The sequence below is a fragment of the Halalkaliarchaeum sp. AArc-GB genome (assembly GCF_031432225.1).
Classification (GTDB): Archaea; Halobacteriota; Halobacteria; order Halobacteriales; family Haloferacaceae; genus Halalkaliarchaeum.
Genome location: NZ_JAVKGM010000001.1, coordinates 227838 through 249201 on the forward strand (window position 1 = coordinate 227838; position 21364 = coordinate 249201).

Annotated in this window: 25 protein-coding genes; 9 read left to right on the forward strand and 16 right to left on the reverse strand. The window is 63.3% G+C overall.

What is annotated here, in order from left to right; genetic code table 11:
- Positions 1-15: 15 nt before the first annotated feature.
- The 4 genes from RH858_RS01200 to RH858_RS01215 form a co-directional block, all read right to left on the reverse strand.
- A complete protein-coding gene (locus tag RH858_RS01200) occupies positions 16-654 on the reverse strand; it encodes a magnesium transporter (protein ID WP_259533372.1) in 639 nt (212 codons plus the stop codon).
- On the reverse strand, positions 654-1232 hold the full coding sequence (locus tag RH858_RS01205; RefSeq protein ID WP_259533373.1) for a magnesium transporter: 579 nt from the start codon (positions 1230-1232) through the stop codon (positions 654-656). The genes RH858_RS01200 and RH858_RS01205 overlap by 1 nt, the downstream gene beginning before the upstream one ends.
- 63 nt (positions 1233-1295) lie before the next feature.
- Positions 1296-2933 carry a GTPBP1 family GTP-binding protein gene (locus RH858_RS01210; protein ID WP_259533374.1) on the reverse strand — a complete coding sequence of 546 codons (1638 nt, stop codon included), beginning with the start codon at positions 2931-2933 and terminating at the stop codon, positions 1296-1298.
- 70 nt (positions 2934-3003) lie between these two features.
- Positions 3004-3609, reverse strand: coding sequence for a GNAT family N-acetyltransferase (locus RH858_RS01215; protein ID WP_310560971.1), 606 nt, complete (start codon positions 3607-3609; stop codon positions 3004-3006).
- Positions 3610-3722: 113 nt separating this feature from the next.
- Here RH858_RS01215 and RH858_RS01220 point away from each other — a divergent pair, with 113 nt between their 5' ends.
- Positions 3723-4313, forward strand: coding sequence for a methyltransferase domain-containing protein (locus RH858_RS01220; protein WP_259533377.1), 591 nt, complete (start codon positions 3723-3725; stop codon positions 4311-4313).
- A 149-nt stretch (positions 4314-4462) separates the two neighbouring features.
- Here RH858_RS01220 and RH858_RS01225 read toward each other — a convergent pair whose 3' ends face one another.
- The 5 genes from RH858_RS01225 to coxB all read right to left on the reverse strand — a co-directional run bounded on the left by RH858_RS01225 (position 4463) and on the right by coxB (position 8734).
- Positions 4463-4717 (reverse strand): hypothetical protein, encoded by a 255-nt coding sequence (locus RH858_RS01225; protein ID WP_259533378.1) that lies wholly within the window; start codon positions 4715-4717, stop codon positions 4463-4465.
- Between the two features lie 81 nt (positions 4718-4798).
- A complete protein-coding gene (locus RH858_RS01230; protein ID WP_259533379.1) occupies positions 4799-5062 on the reverse strand; it encodes a cytochrome C oxidase subunit IV family protein in 264 nt (87 codons plus the stop codon).
- Between the two features lie 86 nt (positions 5063-5148).
- Positions 5149-5289 carry a hypothetical protein gene (locus RH858_RS01235; protein WP_259533380.1) on the reverse strand — a complete coding sequence of 47 codons (141 nt, stop codon included), beginning with the start codon at positions 5287-5289 and terminating at the stop codon, positions 5149-5151.
- An 89-nt stretch (positions 5290-5378) separates the two neighbouring features.
- Positions 5379-7868: a cbb3-type cytochrome c oxidase subunit I gene (locus RH858_RS01240; RefSeq protein ID WP_259533381.1), complete on the reverse strand. Its 2490-nt coding sequence runs from the start codon at positions 7866-7868 to the stop codon at positions 5379-5381.
- Positions 7865-8734, reverse strand: a complete 870-nt coding sequence (gene coxB / locus RH858_RS01245; RefSeq protein ID WP_259533382.1) for a cytochrome c oxidase subunit II — start codon at positions 8732-8734, stop codon at positions 7865-7867. The genes RH858_RS01240 and coxB overlap by 4 nt, the downstream gene beginning before the upstream one ends.
- 215 nt (positions 8735-8949) lie before the next feature.
- On the opposite strand from coxB, the gene RH858_RS01250 reads away from it, so the two are divergent.
- The gene (locus RH858_RS01250; RefSeq protein ID WP_259533383.1) at positions 8950-9405 is read left to right on the forward strand and encodes a hypothetical protein; all 456 of its coding nucleotides are present in this window, start codon (positions 8950-8952) and stop codon (positions 9403-9405) included.
- 70 nt (positions 9406-9475) lie between these two features.
- On the opposite strand, the gene RH858_RS01255 is transcribed toward RH858_RS01250, so the two are convergent.
- Positions 9476-9916 (reverse strand): type IV pilin N-terminal domain-containing protein, encoded by a 441-nt coding sequence (locus RH858_RS01255; protein ID WP_310560972.1) that lies wholly within the window; start codon positions 9914-9916, stop codon positions 9476-9478.
- 306 nt (positions 9917-10222) lie between these two features.
- Here RH858_RS01255 and trxA point away from each other — a divergent pair, with 306 nt between their 5' ends.
- Both trxA and RH858_RS01265 read left to right on the forward strand, forming a co-directional pair.
- The gene (gene trxA / locus RH858_RS01260) at positions 10223-10582 is read left to right on the forward strand and encodes a thioredoxin (RefSeq protein WP_323805935.1); all 360 of its coding nucleotides are present in this window, start codon (positions 10223-10225) and stop codon (positions 10580-10582) included.
- Between the two features lie 56 nt (positions 10583-10638).
- Entirely contained in the window at positions 10639-11754 is a 1116-nt protein-coding gene (locus RH858_RS01265; RefSeq protein ID WP_310560973.1) for an aminotransferase class V-fold PLP-dependent enzyme, read from the forward strand.
- Positions 11755-11767: 13 nt separating this feature from the next.
- Here RH858_RS01265 and RH858_RS01270 read toward each other — a convergent pair whose 3' ends face one another.
- Genes RH858_RS01270 through RH858_RS01285 form a run of 4 tightly spaced genes read right to left on the reverse strand, consistent with a single transcriptional unit; the run spans position 11768 to position 14437 of the window.
- The gene (locus RH858_RS01270) at positions 11768-11986 is read right to left on the reverse strand and encodes a hypothetical protein (RefSeq protein WP_259533387.1); all 219 of its coding nucleotides are present in this window, start codon (positions 11984-11986) and stop codon (positions 11768-11770) included.
- Positions 11983-13737, reverse strand: coding sequence for a b(o/a)3-type cytochrome-c oxidase subunit 1 (locus RH858_RS01275; RefSeq protein WP_259533388.1), 1755 nt, complete (start codon positions 13735-13737; stop codon positions 11983-11985). The genes RH858_RS01270 and RH858_RS01275 overlap by 4 nt, the downstream gene beginning before the upstream one ends.
- A complete protein-coding gene (locus RH858_RS01280) occupies positions 13734-14249 on the reverse strand; it encodes a cytochrome c oxidase subunit II (RefSeq protein ID WP_259533391.1) in 516 nt (171 codons plus the stop codon). Before RH858_RS01280 ends, RH858_RS01275 begins: the two co-directional genes overlap by 4 nt.
- Positions 14250-14251: 2 nt before the next feature.
- The gene (locus RH858_RS01285; protein WP_259533393.1) at positions 14252-14437 is read right to left on the reverse strand and encodes a hypothetical protein; all 186 of its coding nucleotides are present in this window, start codon (positions 14435-14437) and stop codon (positions 14252-14254) included.
- A 232-nt stretch (positions 14438-14669) separates the two neighbouring features.
- Between RH858_RS01285 and RH858_RS01290 the strand changes: the two genes are divergently transcribed.
- From RH858_RS01290 to RH858_RS01300, 3 genes are all read left to right on the forward strand, one after another.
- Complete coding sequence (locus RH858_RS01290; protein ID WP_259533394.1) at positions 14670-14885, forward strand: hypothetical protein; 216 nt, start codon at positions 14670-14672, stop codon at positions 14883-14885.
- Positions 14886-17429 (forward strand): cation-translocating P-type ATPase, encoded by a 2544-nt coding sequence (locus tag RH858_RS01295; RefSeq protein ID WP_259533395.1) that lies wholly within the window; start codon positions 14886-14888, stop codon positions 17427-17429. It begins immediately after the preceding gene.
- Between the two features lie 109 nt (positions 17430-17538).
- Positions 17539-18183: an NfeD family protein gene (locus tag RH858_RS01300; RefSeq protein ID WP_310560974.1), complete on the forward strand. Its 645-nt coding sequence runs from the start codon at positions 17539-17541 to the stop codon at positions 18181-18183.
- Between the two features lie 21 nt (positions 18184-18204).
- On the opposite strand, the gene RH858_RS01305 is transcribed toward RH858_RS01300, so the two are convergent.
- Positions 18205-18834: a dienelactone hydrolase family protein gene (locus RH858_RS01305; RefSeq protein ID WP_259533397.1), complete on the reverse strand. Its 630-nt coding sequence runs from the start codon at positions 18832-18834 to the stop codon at positions 18205-18207.
- Positions 18835-18983: 149 nt separating this feature from the next.
- Between RH858_RS01305 and RH858_RS01310 the strand changes: the two genes are divergently transcribed.
- Positions 18984-20123 carry an SPFH domain-containing protein gene (locus tag RH858_RS01310; protein WP_259533398.1) on the forward strand — a complete coding sequence of 380 codons (1140 nt, stop codon included), beginning with the start codon at positions 18984-18986 and terminating at the stop codon, positions 20121-20123.
- Between the two features lie 79 nt (positions 20124-20202).
- The gene (locus RH858_RS01315; protein ID WP_310560975.1) at positions 20203-20844 is read left to right on the forward strand and encodes a MarR family transcriptional regulator; all 642 of its coding nucleotides are present in this window, start codon (positions 20203-20205) and stop codon (positions 20842-20844) included.
- Positions 20845-20887: 43 nt separating this feature from the next.
- On the opposite strand, the gene RH858_RS01320 is transcribed toward RH858_RS01315, so the two are convergent.
- Positions 20888-21190, reverse strand: a complete 303-nt coding sequence (locus RH858_RS01320; protein ID WP_259533400.1) for a hypothetical protein — start codon at positions 21188-21190, stop codon at positions 20888-20890.
- Positions 21191-21364 lie beyond the last annotated feature (174 nt).

Genomic DNA, 21364 nt, shown 5'->3' on the forward strand with positions numbered 1-21364 from the left:
TTCGATAAACTACTTTCACAACAGAATGAGCACAGCGCCGAGTTCTTCCAACAGCACGACGTGAAGCGGCGGGCCGCCGAGCACAGCGATGGCGACGACCGACAGGATGATCACGCCGAGGATGTCACAGACGTTCGTCACCACCGGGATCGTCGTGTCGTCCGGGTCCAATCCCTGTTTGTAGGAGACGTACGTCGCCGCGATCGACAGCACGATCGCGACAACCGCGAGGATCATCCCGCTGACGACCGAGATGACGAGCAGGTCCCAAAGTGCCATCGGCTCACCGGTTATCAGGTGGCCGACCCCGTAGGCGACGAACCCGAGGATCGTGAAGATCGTTCCAGCGAGCGCGAGGATCGCGAGGATGTTCGTCCACAGGACTGTATCCCGGGGATCGAACTCGAGCAGTCCCAGATGCAGCCGGGTCGAGAGCCGCGAGGAGAGGATCGCCCCGAGGTTCCCTCCCATGTCGATCATCACAGGGACGAGCACCAGAAGCGTCGGGTTGCCGAGATACGTCTCCTCGAGCGTCTCGAGGACAAACCCCGATCCCATCTCGAGGATCGACAGCACCACCAGAATCGGGAACATCGTTCCGACGATGCTTTTCACGGTCCAGCTATCCAGCGAGTCACCGGGGATCGACACCATTACACGACCACCCCTACGACCGTGATCGCGACGAACAGGAAGACGACGCCGAAGATGTCACCCAGTGTGGTGACGATCGGTCCGATCAGGTTGTCGGGATCGAGACCGTGTTTGTAGCCGGCGAACACCAGCACCAGCAGTCCACCGATGAGAACGATCGACGTCAACACCCCGGAGATGAGCATGATACCGACGAGTTCGACGAGCCGTGCGGGATCCCGTCCCGGAACGAGCTGTAACAGCCCCCACGACAGGAAGCCGATGAATACGGAGATTCCGATCCCGTTGATAAACGAGGCGATCACCGCGGCCAGTAGCCGCCGGTCGCGCTGGAACCGTGGTTCGATGAGCCCCTGGTGGAGCCCGGAGGAGATCCGCGCTCCCAGCGCGCCGTAGACGTTACCACGGGTGGCCAGAAACGCGGGTAACAGCAGTAACAGCCCAGGATAGCGCTCGAACCCGTCGATCATCCCCTCGGTCCCCAGAACCGACCCTGCGAACACACCCCCCAGAAGGCTCACGAGGAGGATGGCGATGGATTCGCGGTAGATACGCCACACCCCGTGCCGTACGTCCATACAGGGATCTGAAGCGAATCGGACATAAATGTACCGAGCGAGCGAGGGCACTCCCGTTCGGTCTCAGTCGTCGTTTTCTGCTCCTGGTGTAAGATCAGTTACAGTACCGACGCCCTTGCTCTGTCCCTCCCGAAAGACGAACTTCTGTCCCTCCTCGACGAGGTACGGCCTGAACTTGAATCGAATCCGAGCCGTCCCGGTGTCACCTGGAAGCAGGCGTCCGTCGTCGGGATGGAACGAAGCCGCCTCCGAGACGGTCTCGAGGTGGACGACCGGTTCGTAGCCGTCCTGGATCCGCGTAGGATGGTTCAGCACCATCACTTCCGCCTCGAACTCCCGTACCGGGGTTGGATCGGCGTCCCTGGGGAGCAGCGCCATCCCGCGTTCGATCTCGGGTTCGCTCACCCCTGTAAGTGCGATCCCGACGATCCGACCAGCGCGCGCCTCGTCGACCCGGTGGTAGTGCATCTCGATCGACCGGACCTCGACGTCGCGGAACGTTCCGTCCGGCATCGGGCCCAGGAGGAGTTGGTCTCCCGCCTCGACTGTCCCCGAGTTGACCGTTCCGGAGGCGACTGCGCCGACGCCGGTGACGCCGTACGTCCGATCGACGTACATCCGGAAGGCCTCTCGCTTTTCCTCGTTGCGGTTCGGAAGCTGTTCGAACAGTCGATCCAGCGTTTCCAGTCCCTGTTCGCTCACGGCCGACGTCCGGAGGATCGGCACGACGCCGTCGCCGATCTCGTCGACGGCCGTCGTGACGCCGTGGCGGGCCAAAAGCAGGGGCGTCCGCCCGGCGTCCCGGAGCATCGACTCGACGTCGCGTTCGACCTCCAGCAGCCGCTGTTCGTCCACGAGATCGACCTTGGTGAGCGCGACGATCGTGGGGAGATCGGTCGCCAGCAGGATCCCCAGATGCTCCCGGGTGGTCTTCGTCGGACCGTCGTCGGCAGCGACGGTCAACAGTCCGTAATCGAGCTTCTGTCCGACGAGTCCTCGGATCGTGGTCCGGAGCCACGGCTCGTGACCGACGGTGTCCACGAAGGAGACGAGCCGGTCGGCCTCCTCGACGACCCGGGCCCGATCCTGCTTCCGGTGGGGGTTCTCCAGACGGACGGGCCCCTCGTCGTCGAAGCCGTACACCCCGTACGAGAGATCCGCAGAGAGCCCCCGCTCGACCTCGTGTGGCTGGACGTCGAGATACGACCTGGTGTCGCCGTTACCGTCGTCAGGTCGGCCCGTAACCAGCGATCCCACGAGCGTGGACTTGCCGTGATCGACGTGGCCGGCCGTCCCCACCACGATGTGATCGTCATCGGAGGCCAGCATTCCGCCGTCCCGGATCGTCGCCACCCCCACCAGCCCCTCCTCGGAGCCGTTCCCTCGTTTTCCCGCACTCCATGTCTCGACATCGGCGATGTGTGCGTCGGCCTCCTCACAGAGCAACGACAGCACGTCCATCGTCTCGGAGAACGCGTCCGGCGAGATCCCGGCGATCCCCCCGTCGTCGGTGACGCCCACAACGTAGGTCGCCTCGCCGTTGCCCGACAGTACGCGGTGCCGGAGCTGGGCGGCGAGGCTCTGGAGGCGACCGTCCGCGAGGTGGATCTCCCGGGAGAGGCGCTCTTTGAACTCGACGTGTCCGCCCTCCCGTTCGCCACGTTCGAGGGCCCGTTCGAGCACGACCCTGTCGGCGCTCATGGGCGCGAGTACGCCCCTGTACCGTATAACGGTTGTGCGGGTTTTGCTCTCGCAGGGAGTGTCGAAGGGGTCACGGTGGCGGATCGATCGTTTCTGGCGGTTCGGAATCGAACTTTCGGTCGAGGAACTCGCGTTCGGCCACCGAGAGCTCTCGGTCCAGAAACTGTCTCAGACCGTTCTCGTAGGTTCCCGGATCGGCGCTGCCGGGGCGTTCGAGAACCAGCTCCGCGATCCCCGTTCGTCGACCGGTGTACGCGAACCCCGCCCTGTAGGCCGCCTCGTAGGCGAACGGGTTGTTGACGGCGATTCGACAGCGCTCGTATCCCCGGATCTCGGCCCTTCTGGCGACGAACCCGAGGAGACGGGGACCCAGTCCCCGTCCCCGGTGGTCGGCGTGGACCGTGACGTACCGAAGCCAGAGGGTTCCGGGATCTGTTCGGTCCTCGTTGAACGCCACCGCTGCCAGGACGTCGTCCTCGAACGCCGACGGATCGACTCCGTCGGGGAGATCCTCGGCGTCAGCTTCCGCTTTTGCCGCGCCCTCGATTTCGGTGTCACCGCGGATCACGGCCTTACCGGTGGTGGTCATGACGAACTTGCCGGCGTAGCTGAACGTTCGGAAATCGAGCCTGAGGGTGGGCCCCGACGGCGGCCAGCCGAGCAGTTCGAACTTCACGCATTCGGTAGGATCCGCTCTCTTAAGTACGGTCTGCCTCTCGCAATCACGGTGTGTGTCGCAAGTACTGGGACGATACATCCTTTATGCGTCCCTGGATCGTAGATGGAACCATGTTCGGCCCCGGCGACGTCCGTTTTTTCGATCTCGTCTCGCACGTGTACGACGCCGTGATGCCGCCGGCGTCCGTCGAGGACCTGTCGGCGGGGCTCGCGATGGCCGACCGGCCGATCGATCGAGTCCTCGACGTCGGTGGAGGAACCGGACGGGCGATCGCGTCGATCCGCGGCCCCGAGCGAGTTGTCGCCGACGCCTCCGCGGGGATGCTCCGACGTATCGGCGGCGAGAACGTCCACGGGGTGTTGACCGACGCGAGGCGGCTTCCGTTTGCGGACGCCGCCTTCGACGCGGCGCTTCTGGTCGACGCACTCCATCACGTTCCCGACCGGCCAGTAGTACTACGGGAGGCGTTCAGGGTGCTCGCACCGGGGGGTGTGCTCGTGATCCGGGAGTTCGATCCGTCCCACCCTCTCGGACGACTGCTGGTCGCCGGCGAGCACGCCGTCGGTATGCGCTCCCGCTTTTATACGCCCGCGGAACTGGCCGACGAACTCTCGGCTGCCGGTTTCGAACCGTCGGTACTCGATACGGGGTTCGGATACACGGTGGCCGGGGTGGTTCCGGTCGACGGTGACCGTCTGTGAGGATCGTATAGCGGTTGCACGAGTCGTGGAGTACCTCGGGGTCAAGTCGTTCGAGAATCTTCGATTCTCGTGATCACGAAAGTCTTCGATTTTCGGACGACCCCGAGGCACTCGGTCTGCTTTTGTCTGTAGACCAGATCGATGGCCAGTCACGCCACGACGACGGCGGTCACGACCGACACCAGAACCGCGAGAATTGCCCACGTTTTCGGAGTGTCGTATCGGCCGTACGGTCCACCCTTCCTGGAAAACACATAGAGTACGTACACCAAAAGCGGTGTCAGACGGTACTGGAGCGGTATCGGGGTCGAAAGCGCGTATTCGAACCCCAGCGTGAGCGCGACTGCACAGGCCGCGGCGACTCCCGCGACGAGAAGGTCCTCGCGGGCTCGGTCGAGATCCATGTGCTCGCTATCGACGAGGCGCGAAAAGAACTCGGCGGTTCGCAACCGGTCGGTCGCGGTCGATCGGAGCCTCCGGAGCCGCTACGTGATCGAGAACGACGCAGCGACGCCGAGCAGTGCGACGAGGGCGGCACTCAAAAGCATCAGATACGTAAGCGACCGCGGCTCCTGTTTGAGATGCTGGTAGTAACCGACGATCAGGCCGGTTTTGAGGAACGCCGCGACCATCGTGGCGCCGATCGCGGTCCAGTAGTCGAACCCCGGGAGATTGAAGAACAGCCACTTCGAGGCAGCAAGCACGAGGAGAAGCACGTAGACGAGTGTGTACTGTCGTACCGACGTCATTGGCGTCCGAACCGGGGGACCGTGTGAACTTATATCTTCCCCCAATGTGGGGGGTAGCCCTTTACAGTCACCTCGTCGACAACAGCTCATCCACGATATCGACGGTACAGGAGATACGCGATCGCCAATCCGACGATCCAGCTCCCGATTCCGAACACGCCGATGAGGACCCCGCGGAGCACCGGATGCAGTTCGGACAGCATCACCATCAGGGAAAAGACGTCCATCGATGCAACTGTTCGCGTCCGACCGGAAAAGTGGTTCGGGGCGTCACACCGACGTCGTTCGGGGCGTCACACCGACGTCGTTCGGGGCGTCACATCAGGTAGAACAGCGGGAAGAGGAACACCCAGACGATATCGACGAAGTGCCAGTACAGCCCGAAGTACTCGATCGACCGCTCGTCCTCCAGGTAGGCGCCCCTGGCGGCCCTGGCGATCAGGAACGCGGCGATGAGCAGGCCGATGATGACGTGCACGGCGTGGAGGCCGGTGGTGACGTAGTACGTCGACGCCTGGACGCTGGAGCTGAGAGTGATCCCGTCGATGTAGATCTTCTCGTACCACTCGAACAGCTTGATGCCGAAGAAGGTAAATCCGAGCAGCATCGTCGCTCCGAGAGCGCCGACGAGCTTGCGACTGTCCCCCCGTTGTGCGGCAACGAGCGCAAGGATCACCGTAAACGAGGAGGTCAGCAGAACGAACGTGTTTATGAGGCCGAAGGTGGCGTCGGGGATCGGCTCCCAGGCGGTCCAGCCGGCGTTGACGCGGATGAACACCGCCGCCGAGAGGAACGCACCGAACACCATCACGTCGGAGGCGAGGAAGAACCACACGCCGAGTTTGTTCTTCTCGATCCCCTCGAAGGGCCACCGCTCGGCGACCTCGCTTGCGGGCGCGAAGAAGTCTTCGAGGCCGAACTTGACACACGCGTAGATGAGCCCCGCGAGCCCGACGGCGGTCGTGATCGGGTAGAAGTAGCCGTCGATACTGCTTGCGCCCGCCTCGAGTGTGATCTGGTCGGCCAGCCCCGACAGTCCGAGGAAGAACACGAACAGCCCGACGCTGATCCAGAACGGCCAGATGCTGGCGTGAGAGGCGTGGTCCCCCGGACTGGCGTTTATCGAGTCGGTCGAACCCGCGTGTCCGCCGTCGGGCACCGCGTCGGAGACGAACTCGAGCCTTCCGGAGGCGTAGCTGGGGCGCCCGGACCAGTTTTCCAGCGGCGGCGGAGAGGGAACCGCCCACTCGGCAGTCCGGGTGTACCGCCAGGGATTGTCGGCCGCGTCCGGGCCGGAAACGTAGCTCTTGAAGAAGTTGTAGAACATGATGAAGAACGATCCACCCAGCAGGAACGCACCGATCGTCCCGAACTGATGGAACGTTATGAAGTCGACGTTGTACTCGAAGACGCGGCGGGGCGTCTCCCAGGCGAGGAACATCGAGAAGTAGACGACGTTGAAGGAGACGAAGAAGATCGCGAAGTGGAGCTTTCCGAGGAGCTCGTCGTACATTTTCCCGGTCATTTTCGGGAACCAGTAGTAGAGCCCGCCGAAGAGGGCGGTCGCGCCGCCGAACATCACGTAATGGAAGTGCGCGACGACCCAGTAGGTGCCCCGGAACTCGTAGTCGAGCACAATCGCACCGAGGAAAACCCCGGTGATCCCACCGAGGATGAACAGAAGCAGCGCCCCGAACGCGAACAAAAACGGCGTAGTAAACCGGACACGTCCCTTGATCAGGGTGTAGATAAGCGCGAACACGAGCAGATCGAACGGGAGCGAGATGCCGATGGTGGTCGCCATCATCAGCGTCTTGATCTCGAGGTTGATCGTCGTGAGGAACATGTGATGCATCCACACCAGGAACGACTGGATCGCGATCAGACACATCGCGATGATCACCCACTTGCGGCCGACGAGACGCTTGCCGGCGAACGTCTGGAACAGTTCCAGCATCACCCCCAGCGCAGGGAAGAAGACGATGTACACCTCCGGATGGCCGAAGAACCAGAACAGATGCCCCCACAGTAACGACCCTCCCTCGGTCGCGGAGAAGTAGACGCTGCCGAAGATCCGGTCGGAAAGCAAGATCAGCGCCGCCGCCAGCAGCGTCGCGAAGGCGAACAACATCATCCAGACAGTAAGCAGGATCGTCCAGGTGAACATCGGCATGTCCCACAGCCCCATCCCCTCCGCCCGCGAGTGATGGATCGTCACGAGGAAGTTCATCGTCGAGGCGGTCGAGGCGGTGAGGAACATGCCGAGCGCGAGGATCGCCCCCGTCGAGCCGATGCTGGGCGTGTACGCCGGCAGATTCAGCGGCGCGTAGATCGTCCAGCCGGCGTCCAGCGTTCCGCCCTGGAAAAACGAGATCGCAAACAGGACCCCCGAGAGGAGGTACAGCCAGTACGATAGCGCGTTGAGCCGGGGGAACGCCAGGTCCTCCGCGCCGATCTGCAGGGGGACGAAGTAGTTCGCGAAGCCGAACGCCAGCGGCGAGAGGAACCAAAACACCATCAACAGGCCGTGGGCGGTCACCGCCTCGTTGTACGCGAGCCCCGTCAGGACCTGGTCGCCGGGCACCCACATCTGCATCCGGATGAGCAGCGCGAGCATGCCGCCGAAAAGCAGAAAGAACAGCGCAGTCAGGGTGTAGAGGATGCCGACGTCCTTGTGGTTCGTCGTGACGAACCACCGTTTCAGCGTCGATTTCGGAGGGAGGTGGTGGCTGTGATCGTCGTCTTCTCCTTCGGATTCGACGGGGGCGGGCGATCCGTGTTCGTCCCCGGCGTGGGCGCCGCTCATGCAGCGACACCTCCGGAGGAGACGACGGCTCCGAGAGCCGGGCCGGTCAGCGAAGACGACGTATCGTCAGCGTCCGAGTCGTCGGCGTCGTCAGTTTCGGCGTCGTCAGTTTCGGCGTCATCGGCGTCGTCAGTTTCGGCGTTTTCTCCGCCGTTTTCGTCAGCTTCCGGATCCGTTCCTTCGTACCACTCCTCGAACTCGCCAGGTTCCATTACGATAATGTCTGCTTTCATGTACGAGTGACCGCTTCCGCACAGCTCGAAGCATTCGGCGGTGTACGTTCCCGTTTCCTCCTCGAGGAACCAGGTCGTGGAGGTTTCGCCGGGGATGGAGTCGGTTTTGATGCGTAACTCCGGCGAGCCGAAGTTGTGCCACACGTCCCGTGATGTCACGTGGAGGTACACCACCTGATCGGCCGGAACTCGCAGTTCGTTGTCCACGGAGTGCCCGTTCGGATACTCGAACTCCCAACCGAACTGGTAGCCTTCGACGTCTATCTCGAGTTCGGCCTCGGGATCGACGTCAGGCCCCGATTCGACGTAGATCAACAGGGTGTACGCGTACACGACCAGACTGATGACGATGATGGCGCTGATGCCGAACGAGAGGAACAGCTTCTTTCCTTTTCCACCGTCGTCTCCCGTCGGGAGCTCACCGAGAGTCGGTCGGTTTTCTTCGTCGTCCTCGGGCTCGCCGTTGTCCCGGTACTTGTAGGCGTTGTAAAGCGTGTAGGCGACCACGACGATCCCCACGAGCGTCCCGAGCGCGAGGAACACGAAGAAGATCTCCTCGAACACGTCCGCCTGAGACCGCCATTCCCCGGGTCGAACCTGCAGGAGGAGTCCCGATAAGAGTACACATGTCATGGGTAGCGAGTCTTGGTATTCCTGACGGTAGGACGTACTTAGCTCTTTTGGCAAATAGGGGATGTAGCCGGGGAGCTCGAAGCTGCCATAAGGCTATTTTCCCGAGTTATGAAGGCTATTTTTAAGTATGGATAAAAAATCTGATATTAACTCGAGGGAGGCAGCGAAGGGTATAAGTACAACCGAACGGAGTACGCAGCACGGGACATATTCGCATGGTTACTGCCCAGTTACTCAGTGCGGTTTTGATGGCCGGGGTACTGCTCGTCGTCTTCCTGGCGGCGACGCGGCGCTCCAGGAAAGCCGGCGGGAGTTCGGACGATCGGGGGCCGGGCGGATGGCGCCGGCTGCAGTCCCGCATGAAAACGGCAGCCGAGGATCCGGCCGTTCTGGCGGTGGGATTCCTGCTTTTGGCCGTCGGAATGGGCCTGGGCGTCGTTGCCGCGGTCGGCGACGGGTTCCTCGAGGGGGTACCAGTCGACCTGCTTGCGGTGGTGCTTGGAGCCACGCTTGCGCTCGTGCTCGTGGCGTACCTCTTTTGGGGAACTTACGCCGCGAGTCGACGCCGGGGGCTCGGCAACGCTCAGGCGGTCGGCGTCGGGGTCGGAACCCTCGGCCTGCTGTTCCTTGCCGTGATCGCTGCCCAGCTCCTGTTCGGCGTCGTCGGATGAGGTCCCGGGGCTGTTGTACTTTTGGCGTCGTCGTTCTGCTGTCCAAAAAAGGGTTCCTCGATCGGGAGAGCTAGTCGACGGTGATCGTGATCGAGCGCAGAATGCTCGAGCGGTCGCCCTTTTCCCAGACGAGGTTCGCGGTGGTGGTTCCGCCGAAATTATCGCTGATCTCCCTGCTAATCGTGTCACCGGCGGCCAATCGACCGTCGCTGGGTTCGGCGGCGTTCATGGCCTCGAACACGGTACTGTCCGATGCGGTGATCGAGAGTTCCGACGCCTCCACCGCGTCACCGCCCTGGTGGGTGAACGTCACTGTGCCGTTTTCGCCCCCGTTCGCATCGAATTCCGCGCCCCAGTTCGCGTTGGGGACGGTGTCTCCGACCTGGTCGCCCAGTCCGAGCACGAACGTGCCGATCACTGCCGCCAGGATCACGGTAATCGCGACCATCAGTATGACGCCGATAACCGGAGAAACTGCGCGCCGTTCCGTAAATAATGTCTGTAATTTCATGACGTATTTTCTCTGTGTACTGACACGGAAAGCGAACTGTTTGGCGATAAATCACCATACGTAGCGGTTACCGTGAGACAATTGTCTATACACCTCCCGACTATATATAGGTTCCCTGATATTACTGTGTCACGTCTCTCGTTAGCGCGGTCCTCGATCGTCTGTGCCACCCGATCCTGTACCACCCGTTCCTGTACCACCCGTTCCTGTGCCGTCTTTGGTCCCAGTCCGTGACCGAAGTCGACCCACCGGCGGCAACGGTTCCATCGGTTTTTCAAAATTGTATAGAAACCACAATACTAATACATCCCAGGGTCCAAACGACAGTCGATGTCAACGCAACTCGAATCCGACGAACCAGTGATCGTCAACGGAACCGCCGAGTTCGAAGAGCTGATCGCGGACGGAGAGACCGTTCTCGTCGACTTCCACGCCGACTGGTGTGGCCCCTGTCAGATGATGGAGCCCGTAGTCGAAGAGATCGCCGCAGACACCGACGCAGTCGTCGCAAAGGTCGACGTCGACGCCAACCAGCCGCTGGCACAAAACTACGGCGTTCGCGGCGTGCCGACCCTGCTGCTCTTCGATGGGGGCGAGGCGGTCGAACGGCTCGTCGGTGTCCAGTCGTCCGAACAGCTAACTGCTGTCGTCGAGCGGTACGCCTAATCTTTTCACACCCCGGCGCGATCACCCGGGTGACCTGGAAGTCGGACACTACAGTGATGAAACCCGCAGAACTCAGATCAGAGATTCCAGCCGTACAGAACGTGGCGTACATGAACACGGGCGCGAGCGGTCCGAGCCCTCGACGGGTCGTCGAGGCCGCCCACGGTTACCTCAAGCGTGTAGAGTACGACGTTCACGCCTCGGGCGACATCTACGAGTTTACGTTCGGGGAATACGAACGGATCAGGGAGGAAATCGCGGAGTTTGTGGGTGCCTCGCCGGCGGAACTGGCGCTCACCGAGAGTACGACCGACGGGATCGCCCGGTTCGCGTCCGGGATCGACTGGGAGCCGGGGGACATCGTCGTCAGAACGGATCTCGAGCATCCTGCAGGGATCTTGCCCTGGCAGCGGCTCGAACGCGAGGGCGTCGAGGTCCGCGTCGTCGAAACCGAAAACGGCCGGATCGACTTAGACGAGTTTACCGACGCCGTCTCGGATGCGAAGCTCGCGTGTTTCAGCGCGCTCACCTGGACCCACGGGACACGGCTTCCGATCTCGGAGCTTGCAGACATCGCCCGCGAGGCGGGAGCGCTCACGCTCGTCGACGCCGTCCAGGTACCGGGGCAGGCACCCTTCGACGTCGAAGAGTGGGGAGCCGACGCCGTCGCCTCCGCCGGCCACAAGTGGCTGCTCGGGCTCTGGGGCGGCGGCTTCCTCTACGTCCGGCGCGAGGTGGCCGACCGGCTCGAACCGCGGTCGATCGGCTATCGGAGCGTCCAGTCGCCCGGTGATTCGTCGTTCCGGTTCAAGCAGGGTGCTCCCCGCCTGGAGATCGGGACGACGAACCTGGCGGCCCACGTCGGACTGCTCGAGGCGATCGAAACGATGGAATCGGTCGGGCTGGAAACGATACAGGGTCGGATCCGCGATCTCACGGACCGGTTCAAGGCCGGCGTGCCCGACGAACGGCTGTTGAGCCCCCGGGAGTACGAGTCAGGACTCGTGACCGTCGACGTGTCCGATCCCGAGGAGACGGTCGAACGACTCGACGACGCCGGGTTCACGGTTCGGTCGATCCCGCCGATGAACGCGGTACGCATCTCCCTGCACGTGTTCAACACGCCCGCGGAAGTCGACGCGCTGCTCGCAGAACTGGACTGGGAACTGTAAGGTACTTCACGCCTCAGTTCGCTGTCCCGTCCTGCCCGCCGGTGCGGCCGGCGATCCGCGGATACCAGTCGAGAACCACGACCAGCAGGGCGACCGCGACGACCGTACCCACCAGGTGGACGAGCGGATCGATGTCGATCCCGAACATGCCAAGCAGCGTGCGCAGCTCCAGCAGGATCACGGCGGCGACTCCGGCCGTGACCAGTAGTCCACTGCGGGAGATTCCGCTCATCGGATCGCCTCCGCGAGCGCGACTGCCGAGTCTCCGAGACCGGCCGGGAGCAGTCCGCTTCCGAGTTCTAACAGCACCGGGAACGCGCGGCCGCCGAGGCCGAACAGCCCGCGGTCGGTGACAATGCTCGCGAGCGGTAGCGCGTACGCGAGAACCACGAGCACGATCGCGATCCCGGTCCACAGCGCCAGGTTGTCGAGCACCTGGGGAGCGTCGTCGGGGCCCGAAAGCGCCGGCGGTAGCGTCTCTCCGACGCCGTCGGCCCGGGGGTTCCCCATCGTCAACACGACGTTACCGAGGAACAGTACAGTCGAGACGAAAAGCAGCGTGCCTCCGATGGCAATCTGGAGGTTGAGTTCGGCAACGCTGCCGAAGACTGTCTCGAACTCGAAGCCGGCGTACTGGGGTTCGGCAGTCCGTCGGGGAATGCCGAGCAGCCCCTGGACGTGCATCGCGTTGGCCATCAGCGCCATTCCGACGAACCACAGCACGACCTGCAAAAGCGCGATCGGCCGGCTGTACAGCTGTTTCCCGCTGATCTGAGGCCAGAGCCAGTAGGTCCCCGCCATGAACGTCAGCGTCACGGCGGTGCCGACGGTGAGGTGGAAGTGACCCGGCACCCACATCGTGTTGTGGACCAGGTAGTTGATGTTCATCCCGGCGTTGATCATCCCGGAGAAGCCGGCAGCCGCGAACATGAGCCCGGCAAGCGCCATTCCCGTAAACGCCGGATCCCGCCACGGCAGCGCGCGGAGCCAGCCGAACAGGCCAGTCCCGCCGCGCTGTCGGGCGCCGTACTCCATGCTCGCGACCACGGTAAAGGCCGTAAGCAGGCTCGGAAGCAGGAGGAACATGGTGTTCGTCATCGCGATGAACTTGAACCCTTCAGCGATGCCCGGATCCAGGTACTGGTGGTGGATCCCGACGGGAGTCGAGAGCAGCAAGAAGAGCACGAAGACGACGCGTGCGAGCGGGTCGCTGAACAGCCGCCCGCCGGAGATCTTCGGGAGGACGGTGTACCACAGCAGGTACGCCGGCATCAGCCAGAAGTAGACGATCGGATGGCCGAAGAACCAGAACAGCGTCCGGGTCAAGAGCGGATTCACCGTGTCGACGATACCCAGCGACCACGGCAGCAGGAACGCGAGTACGGCGACGGCAATGCCGGTCGTGGCGATGTACCACATCAGCATCGTCGTGAGCACCATGAACGTCTGCAGCGGGATCCGCTCGTCTGGGTTCTCCTTCCGCCAGGCGAACCACGACCGGAACCAGTCGGCGCCGGCGAGCCACGTTCCGATGATGAACACCACCAGTCCCGCGTAAAACAGCGGATGAGCCTGGAGCGGCGCGTAGAAGGTGAACAGCACGTCCGCGCTGATGTCGATGCTCCCGACGAAGCCCAGCAGGATCGTCAGGCCGGTAATCGTGATGCCGAGAGACATCAGCCCGTACCACAGCCAGGTGAATCGGATGTCCTCTACGGGCCTCCCGAGACTGCGAACGGTTGCCCACGTGAACACACCCACGAGGAAGAAGATGGTGAAGCTGATCACGAGGAAGACGCCGTGTGCCGTCAGGATCGTGTAGTAGTCGACCGAACTGAATATCCGCAGGATGTCCGTCCGGTGGAGTGCCTGTACGATCCCGAAGAACGCACCCAGTGCAAGCGCCAGGAACGAGCCCAGGAACGCAGCCCTGATCACCCGCGATTCTTCGGGATACTCGTCGACGAACGCGGTTTCAGTCATTCCTCGTCACCTCCCTGGTGGTGTTCTTCGAACTCCTCTTCGGGAACGACGTGTAGTTTCCCCTCCATCGCGTGATGGGCGGCTCCGCAGTACTCGTTACAGACGATTCCGAACTCCCGCGGTTCGTCCGTTTCGACGGTGACCTTCGCGACTTCTCCGGGGATCACCATCGTGTTCGCGTTGGTCCCGACGACCCCGAAGCCGTGGATCACGTCCGGGGAGGTGACGTAAAACGTCACCGTGCTGTGTTCGGGGACCACGATCGGGTCCGGCCTGAACTCGAACTGTTCGGCGATCACGTACACCTCGTACTCGTTTTCGCCGACCTGTTCGACACCGGGTTCACCGAACTTCGGATGGTCGGAAAGCGTGTCCGGGTTGACCGGTTCCTCGTCGTCGGCGACCATCGAGACGCCGGCGCCGACGGCACCGTACGTCACCGTTGCGATGAACGCCAGGATGAGCACGAGCGAAAGCGCGAGCCAGAGTTTTTCGTACTTGTGAACGTGCATAGTCACCCGATCACAACCAGGTCGTTTCCGAGGAACTCCACGAAGTACATGAAGAACCACATCACCACGAGAATCCCGAAGTACACCATGATGAGGGCCAGAGTGCCTTTCGGATCGAACTCTTCTCCGTCCGAGTCGTCGACCAGAGCCGACTCGGTGGATGTCTGTGACGCCGCCCCGTTTGTCATGGGTATGCCTTCGATCTACGGTTGTATAAATACTACGAGACGCATCCACAAATCAGCCGACATGAACGCGATCACTCGTCGTTTTGCATCGGCACCAGGTCCAGTTCGTGACGGGGGCCTACCCGCGGTTCGGGCGCAAAAAGCTTCTTTTTGACTTCCGGAGTCAAGTAGCGTCGAATCGGGGGGCTCGAATCGGGGAACGATTCTTTACCGGGTAGTCCATACGGAGGGTATGGATCTCTCGCCACGGCAGGTCGTTTTGATCGGACTCGCCGCGATCGTTCCGGGGGCAATCTTCGCGGTCGGCACCGGCGAGTACATCGCCGCGATCGCAATCGTCAACGTGGTTCTCATCGTCGCGAGTCTCGTGTACGCGATGTCCGACACCGAATCCGAGTCGGAACCGCCGGAAGCGAAAGCGGCGAACGGAGGCCCCGTCGGACAGTAGATGTCCTCGCGTGAGTGTTCCCTCTGTGATCTCCCGACCCCGGATCCGCCAGTGAGTGGCGACGCCGTCGAGGGGGAGTTCTGTTGTCGCGGCTGTCTGGAGGTCGCAAAGGCGCTGGGAACGGATGCCCTCGAGGGCCGGGAGGGGGACGAACTCGACAGGGAGGCGATCGAACGGGCGGTCACCGGCGAAAAGAACGAAAGCGCCGACGCCGATCAGATGTCGCCTCCGGAAAACGCCTGCGAGACCGCGTATCTGACGGTCGACGGGATGCACTGTGCGACCTGCGAGACGTTCCTCGAGGCCGTGTCGGAACGCGAGTCGGGCGTCGTCGACGCCACGGCCAGCTACGCGACGGACACGATGCGGATCCGGTACGATCCCGAATCGGTCGACGAGGAGGATCTCCCGTCGGTCGTCACTGGAACCGGGTACACCGCGTCGTTCCGGGAGGTCGACCGCGAGCCGGAGTCGGGAGACGTCGCAGTCGTCCGGTTCCTGATCGGCGGCGGCTTCTTCGGCATGATGGCAATGCTGTGGTACGTCCTCTTTCTGTATCCCACGTACTTCGGCTTCCAGCCGGTCGTCGAGTTCGGACAGTTCGACCGGCTGTACCTCTTTACGCAGATCTGGCTGTTCACATCCGTCGTGCTGTTTTACACGGGATTTCCGATCCTCCGAGGGGCGTACGTCAGCCTCCGGGCCCGGCAGCCGAACATGGATCTGTTGGTGTCGCTTGCGGCCTCGAGTGCCTATCTCTACAGCACGATCGCGATGCTCGTCGGGCGGACCGACCTCTACTTCGACGTCACCGTCGCCGTAATCGTGGTCGTCACCGCGGGCAACTACTACGAGAGCCACATCAAGCGTCGGGCGATGGGACTGCTCTCGACGCTTGCTGGCGACCGGATCGAGACGGTCCGGAGAGAGGACGGCACCGAGTTCGGAATCGAGAACGTCTCGCCCGGCGACAGGCTCCTCGTAAAGCCCGGCGAACGGATCCCGTTCGATGGGACAGTTCGGGATGGGGCCGCCGCAATCGACGAGGCGGTCGTCACCGGCGAGTCGCTGCCCGTCACCAAGCGCCCGGGCGACGAAGTGGTCGGCGGATCGGTCGTCGCGGATTCGCCACTCGTCGTCGAGGTCGCCGATCCCGTCGAGAGTACCCGAGACAGGCTGGTCGAGCAGCTCTGGGAGATCCAGAGCGCCCGCTCGGGCGTCCAGCACCTCGCCGACAAACTCGCGACGGTGTTCGTCCCGCTCGTGACCGTGCTTGCGGTCGCGATCACGGCGCTTTTCCTCCTCACGGGAGCCTCGCCCACCCGGGCGTTCCTCGTGGGACTCACCGTGTTGATCGTCTCGTGTCCGTGCGCGCTCGGGCTGGCGACACCGCTTGCGGTGGCAAGTGGAGTCCGCACTGCCGCCGACCGTGGGATCGTCGTCGCCACGGAGACGATCTTCGAGGACGCAGCGGAGGTCGACATCGTCGCGCTCGACAAGACGGGGACCCTCACCGAGGGGCGTATGCAGGTGGTCGACGTTGTTCCCTTCGAGGGAACCGAACGGCACCTCCTGGAAGTCGCCGCCGCAGTCGAGCGGTTCTCCGAACACCCAGTCGCGGATGCGATCGTCGAACGCGCCGCAGAGGGCGCCTTCGAGGGCGGAGCGGTCGCCGACGGCGGCCTGGTCGACGGCAGCACGGCCGACAGCGATCCACCGGGTGGCCTGCAAGGGGAGGACGATTCGGCGTCCGAACCCGGACACGATAGCCTGGAACGGGCCGGCGACGGAACTGTCGACGCCGGCGACGTGACGATCCACGCACGCGGCGTCGAGGCGGCCCTCGACGGTGGATCCCTGCTCGTCGGGCATCCGTCGCTGTTCGACGAACGGAACTGGACATTGCCCGAGGAAACCCGTACGCGAGCGGCTGCCGCCGCCGAGTCCGGCCACGTGCCGGTCGTGGTCGGCAGGCGAGACGCAGGCGGAGAGGGGGAGATCCTCGGCGTCCTCGTCGTCGGGGACGCCCCGCGGGCCGAGTGGGACGAAGTCGTCGCGGAACTGGCCGGGACCGGTCGGGAGATCGTCGTCCTCACGGGCGACGACTCGGCGGCCGCCACCCACTTCGAGTCCCACCCGGACGTCTCGAGTGTCTTTGCCGGCGTCCCGCCGGAGGGAAAGACCGCAGCGATCCAGCGTCTCCGGTCGTCGGGTGTGGTGGCGATGATCGGCGACGGAACGAACGACGCTCCCGCGCTCGCCGCCGCAGATCTCGGCGTCGCCATGGCTGAAGGGACCGAACTCTCTGCCGACGCTGCCGACGCGGTCATCACCGGACGAGACCTGTCTTCGATCCCGACCCTCTTTGCGGTCTCGTCTGCGACCAACCGTCGCATCCGACAGAATCTCGGTTGGGCGTTCGTCTACAACGGGATCGCGATTCCGCTCGCCCTCACGGGTCTTTTGAACCCGCTGTTTGCGGCGGCGGCGATGGCGACAAGCAGCCTGCTCGTCGTGCTCAACTCCAGTCGCCGACTTCTCTGAGGCGGAACGACGCGGGACCGACATCGGTTTCGCCGGTCTCGCTGTCGTCCGGTATCGCCACCCCAGTGTGACAACAACTGTTAATCGGCGTGAGACCTAACTACAACCAATGCTACTCCAGATGGAGCTTCTCGGTCCCGAGACGCTGCCGCTTCTGTTGATAACGGCGGGGCTTTTGATCTCGATGGCGGAGGCGCTCGCACCGGGAGCAAACTTCATCGTCGTCGGGATCGCCCTGCTCGGGGCGGGGCTGGTCGGTCTCGCACTGGGGCCGCTCGCAAGCCCGATCGTGCTGGCAGTGCTCGTCTTGCTGTTCGGTTCGGTCGCCTTCTACGGTTACCGGGAGCTGGACATCTACGGCGGGAAAGGGCAAGCACAGACGCGGGACTCCGACTCGTTGAAGGGCCAAACCGGACGAGTGACGGAGGCGGTCACGCCGACCGGCGGACAGGTGAAACTGGACTCCGGCGGGTTCAACCCGTACTACTCGGCACGGAGCATCGACGGCGAGATCCCGGAGGGGGCGGAAGTGCTCGTGATCGACCCGGGCGGCGGGAACGTCATCACCGTCGAATCGCTGGAGGTCGTCGAAGACGAGATCGACCGGGAACTTGCCCGCGGTCGCGACGCCTCGGACGCCGCAGACGCCGCAGTCGACGCAGCCATGCAGGAGGCGAAAGAGGAGGAAGACGACCGCGACTCGGATCGAGAGCAAGAACCCGACTCGGAACGGGAACCCGAACGCGAACGGTGACCTCTCCCGGTGTCGGCCTCGCTACCCCACGAGTCTCTTGACCATTGTCGATACGTGTTCGATTTCGTCCGCGTTTATCCCGTGGCCCATGCCCTCGTAGATCGACTCGGTGACGTCGCCTCCGAGACGCTCGAAGACGTCGCGAGTCTCGTGGACGCGTTCGACTGGAATGTGCGGATCGACGTCGCTGCAACCGAGAAACACCGGCGTTCCGTCGAGCGTGCCCCCGTAGTCGCGGGGCGTTCCGTCGGGACCGACGAGACCCCCCGAGAGTGCCGCGAGCCCCCCGTATCGGCGCGCGTTTCGTGCGGTCCACTCCGAGGCGAGACACGCCCCTTGCGAGAACCCGATCAGTGCGACCCGCTCTGTGCTCACCCGATCGGCGGCCTTCGAAACGACCTCGCCGACCCGATCGAGGGCGGCCGAAAGCCACGGCTCGTTTCGCTCGATCGGCTCCAGGAACGACTGTGGATACCAGGTTCGCTGTGCCGCCTGCGGGGCGAAGTACGCGACGCCCTCGGCGTCGAACTCCTCGGTTAGCCCCAGGATACTTCGCGCGCTGGCCCCCCGACCGTGGAGCAACACGACGGCGGCCGACGCCGCAGACAGCTCTGTCCCCTCGCGCAACAGCGGCTGATCCCCGTGGTTCATACTCCCGCTCGGGACTCGGGAGGGTTATCGCTTCCCCCGGCGGTGGTGTCCCGGCGTGTCCCGGCGTGTCCTGTGCCTGCCCCGGTTGCGCGGGTCGAATCGGGAGAGTGCTGGCCAATCCTTATGTGGCGCGTCGCCCTATGCGGTGTATGGACCCCGTACTGCAGTTCGGTCTCGAAACGGGCGCGGCGACGATCGGATTACTGTTTCTCTTGCTCGTCGTCATCGTCATCTGGCAGTCCGTCGAGATCGTCGACGCCTACGAGAAGAAGGCGCTTACCGTGTTCGGAGAGTACCGGAAACTCCTCGAGCCGGGATTCAACATCATCCCGCCGTTCGTCTCCCGGACGTACCCGTTCGACATGCGGACCCAGACGCTCGACGTCCCGCGTCAGGAGGCGATCACGCGGGACAACTCGCCGGTGACCGCCGACGCTGTGGTCTACATCAAGGTGATGGACGCGAAGAAAGCGTTCCTGGAGGTAGACGACTACAAAAAGGCCGTCTCGAACCTGGCTCAGACGACGCTGCGTGCGGTGCTGGGAGACATGGAACTGGACGACACGCTCAACAAGCGCCAGGAGATCAACGCGAAGATCCGAACCGAACTGGACGAGCCGACCGACGAGTGGGGAATCCGGGTCGAATCGGTCGAGGTTCGCGAAGTCAACCCATCGAAGGACGTTCAGCAGGCGATGGAACAGCAGACGTCCGCCGAGCGCCGCCGCCGGGCGATGATCCTGGAAGCGCAGGGTGAACGCCGCTCTGCCGTCGAGAAGGCGGAAGGTGACAAGCAGTCCAACATCATCCGGGCACAGGGTGAAAAGCAAAGCCAGATCCTCGAGGCGCAAGGTGACGCGATTTCGACCGTGCTCCGGGCACGATCCGCGGAAGCGATGGGCGAACGCGCAATCATCGAACGCGGCATGGAGACGCTGGAGGCGATCGGCCAGGGTGAATCCACGACGTTCGTGCTACCCCAGGAGCTGACCAGCCTCGTGGGTCGCTACGGCAAACAGCTCTCGGGTGCCGACACCCAGGAGATGCAGGCACTGGACGCCCTCGAATTCGACGAGGAAACCCGCGAACTTCTCGGCCTCGACAACATCGAAGAGATTCTCGGACAGATCGACGAGGCGGCAGAGATGGACGTCGAGCAACTCGAGGAGGCGGCCGAAGCGATCAAGGCGGGCGACACGGGCGGGGGCATCAAGTCCGCGAACGAAGTGATCGAGGAAATGGACGAGGAGATGGAAGGGGAAGCCGCCGTCGAGACCGACAAGGAGTGAACACGATCGGCCGTTCTCGGCGGTAGAATCGGCTCGACCAAGCGAAGTGTTTTTAGCGCCAACCGACTACGAACGGGTAGTGACAGACGGCGTCGACGAACGGAAGCGGGACACGCTGCGGCGGTTCGCCGCGCTTGGAGCCGCCGCCCCGTTCGTCGGATCGGCAACAGCAGACTCGGACGACGGGACCACGGATGATCCGTCCGGACAAGACGACAACGAGACCCGGGAGGCGATCTGCGGATACGTCTCGACGACGCCCGGGGCCCACTTTTCGAAACTCCGAGACGACCTCAGGCTCGGGACGGGCGAAACTCAGTATCACCTCCGTCGGCTCGAAGACGGCGGTGCCGTCGAATCGATTAAAGACGGCGACTACCGACGCTACTACCCGGCCGACAGGTTCGACCGGTGGGAGAAGCAAGCGCTGGGGTATCTCCGTCGTGAAACGCCGCGGCTGATGATCCTCGAACTCCTTTCGGAACCAGACCTCACCGGCGCGGCGCTGGCCGACCGGATCGGCGTCTCGCGGCCGACGATAAGCGCAGCTGCAGGCGAACTATCCGAGGCCGGAATCCTCGATCGAGAGGACGGCTATCGCTTGGAGGAGCCCGAACGAATCATCGCACTCGTCGTCCGGTACGCCGACTCGTTCGGGCCGGAGGCGGTCGCGTTCGCCGATCAGCTCGCCGACTACGTCCGCCACGATCCACGTCGCTGACAGTTCCACCGGATCTCGTCAAGAACAGACCGCGTCGGTTTCCTCACTCGACCATCCAGGTCGTCCCCGACGAGTACCCCCACTTCTCGATCGTGAGGTCCGTCTCGGCCTCCCGGACTGCCCGGATGTTCGCACCGACTTCCTTCGCGGAGAGTTCGAGCTCTTCTGCGATGAGCCGCGACTTGAAGTACGTCTTGTCGTCGGCGTTCGACCGGAGGTATTCGTAAATGCGCAGCTGTTTCTCGGAAAGCGAGCCGCGGACTGGTTCCGGCAGCGATCCGGACTCGCGAACGGGTTCGGTGTCGACGGACGTCTCGGCGCCGGCCGATGCGGCTGTGCTGCTCATACTGGTACCAGGCGAGCACCGACTAAAACGGGTTTGGTACGTCGGCCTAACCCGCCGCTATACTGTGGTTTCACCCGAGAAACTGCCACAATAGCGGCCGGGTGTCCCCCAGAACGGGTACGGCTGTCTACGGGGTCGCAAACGCCGACGGGGGAGGAGAGCTCGGACGGTCGA

Excerpts from the sequence above, each read along its gene's own strand:
- RH858_RS01240 (WP_259533381.1), bottom strand. The coding sequence starts at position 7,868 with ATGAGCGGCGCCCACGCCGGGGACGAACACGGATCGCCCGCCCCCGTC.
- RH858_RS01205 (WP_259533373.1), bottom strand. The coding sequence starts at position 1,232 with ATGGACGTACGGCACGGGGTGTGGCGTATCTACCGCGAATCCATCGCC.
- RH858_RS01200 (WP_259533372.1), bottom strand. The coding sequence starts at position 654 with ATGGTGTCGATCCCCGGTGACTCGCTGGATAGCTGGACCGTGAAAAGC.
- RH858_RS01265 (WP_310560973.1), top strand. The coding sequence starts at position 10,639 with ATGAAACCCGCAGAACTCAGATCAGAGATTCCAGCCGTACAGAACGTG.
- RH858_RS01280 (WP_259533391.1), bottom strand. The coding sequence starts at position 14,249 with ATGCACGTTCACAAGTACGAAAAACTCTGGCTCGCGCTTTCGCTCGTG.
- RH858_RS01220 (WP_259533377.1), top strand. The coding sequence starts at position 3,723 with ATGTTCGGCCCCGGCGACGTCCGTTTTTTCGATCTCGTCTCGCACGTG.
- RH858_RS01300 (WP_310560974.1), top strand. The coding sequence starts at position 17,539 with ATGCTACTCCAGATGGAGCTTCTCGGTCCCGAGACGCTGCCGCTTCTG.
- RH858_RS01255 (WP_310560972.1), bottom strand. The coding sequence starts at position 9,916 with ATGAAATTACAGACATTATTTACGGAACGGCGCGCAGTTTCTCCGGTT.
- coxB (WP_259533382.1), bottom strand. The coding sequence starts at position 8,734 with ATGACATGTGTACTCTTATCGGGACTCCTCCTGCAGGTTCGACCCGGG.
- RH858_RS01210 (WP_259533374.1), bottom strand. The coding sequence starts at position 2,933 with ATGAGCGCCGACAGGGTCGTGCTCGAACGGGCCCTCGAACGTGGCGAA.
- RH858_RS01320 (WP_259533400.1), bottom strand. The coding sequence starts at position 21,190 with ATGAGCAGCACAGCCGCATCGGCCGGCGCCGAGACGTCCGTCGACACC.
- RH858_RS01285 (WP_259533393.1), bottom strand. The coding sequence starts at position 14,437 with ATGACAAACGGGGCGGCGTCACAGACATCCACCGAGTCGGCTCTGGTC.
- RH858_RS01230 (WP_259533379.1), bottom strand. The coding sequence starts at position 5,062 with ATGACGTCGGTACGACAGTACACACTCGTCTACGTGCTTCTCCTCGTG.
- RH858_RS01270 (WP_259533387.1), bottom strand. The coding sequence starts at position 11,986 with ATGAGCGGAATCTCCCGCAGTGGACTACTGGTCACGGCCGGAGTCGCC.
- RH858_RS01235 (WP_259533380.1), bottom strand. The coding sequence starts at position 5,289 with ATGGACGTCTTTTCCCTGATGGTGATGCTGTCCGAACTGCATCCGGTG.
- RH858_RS01250 (WP_259533383.1), top strand. The coding sequence starts at position 8,950 with ATGGTTACTGCCCAGTTACTCAGTGCGGTTTTGATGGCCGGGGTACTG.
- RH858_RS01290 (WP_259533394.1), top strand. The coding sequence starts at position 14,670 with ATGGATCTCTCGCCACGGCAGGTCGTTTTGATCGGACTCGCCGCGATC.
- RH858_RS01310 (WP_259533398.1), top strand. The coding sequence starts at position 18,984 with ATGGACCCCGTACTGCAGTTCGGTCTCGAAACGGGCGCGGCGACGATC.
- RH858_RS01275 (WP_259533388.1), bottom strand. The coding sequence starts at position 13,737 with ATGACTGAAACCGCGTTCGTCGACGAGTATCCCGAAGAATCGCGGGTG.
- RH858_RS01225 (WP_259533378.1), bottom strand. The coding sequence starts at position 4,717 with ATGGATCTCGACCGAGCCCGCGAGGACCTTCTCGTCGCGGGAGTCGCC.
- RH858_RS01305 (WP_259533397.1), bottom strand. The coding sequence starts at position 18,834 with ATGAACCACGGGGATCAGCCGCTGTTGCGCGAGGGGACAGAGCTGTCT.
- RH858_RS01295 (WP_259533395.1), top strand. The coding sequence starts at position 14,886 with ATGTCCTCGCGTGAGTGTTCCCTCTGTGATCTCCCGACCCCGGATCCG.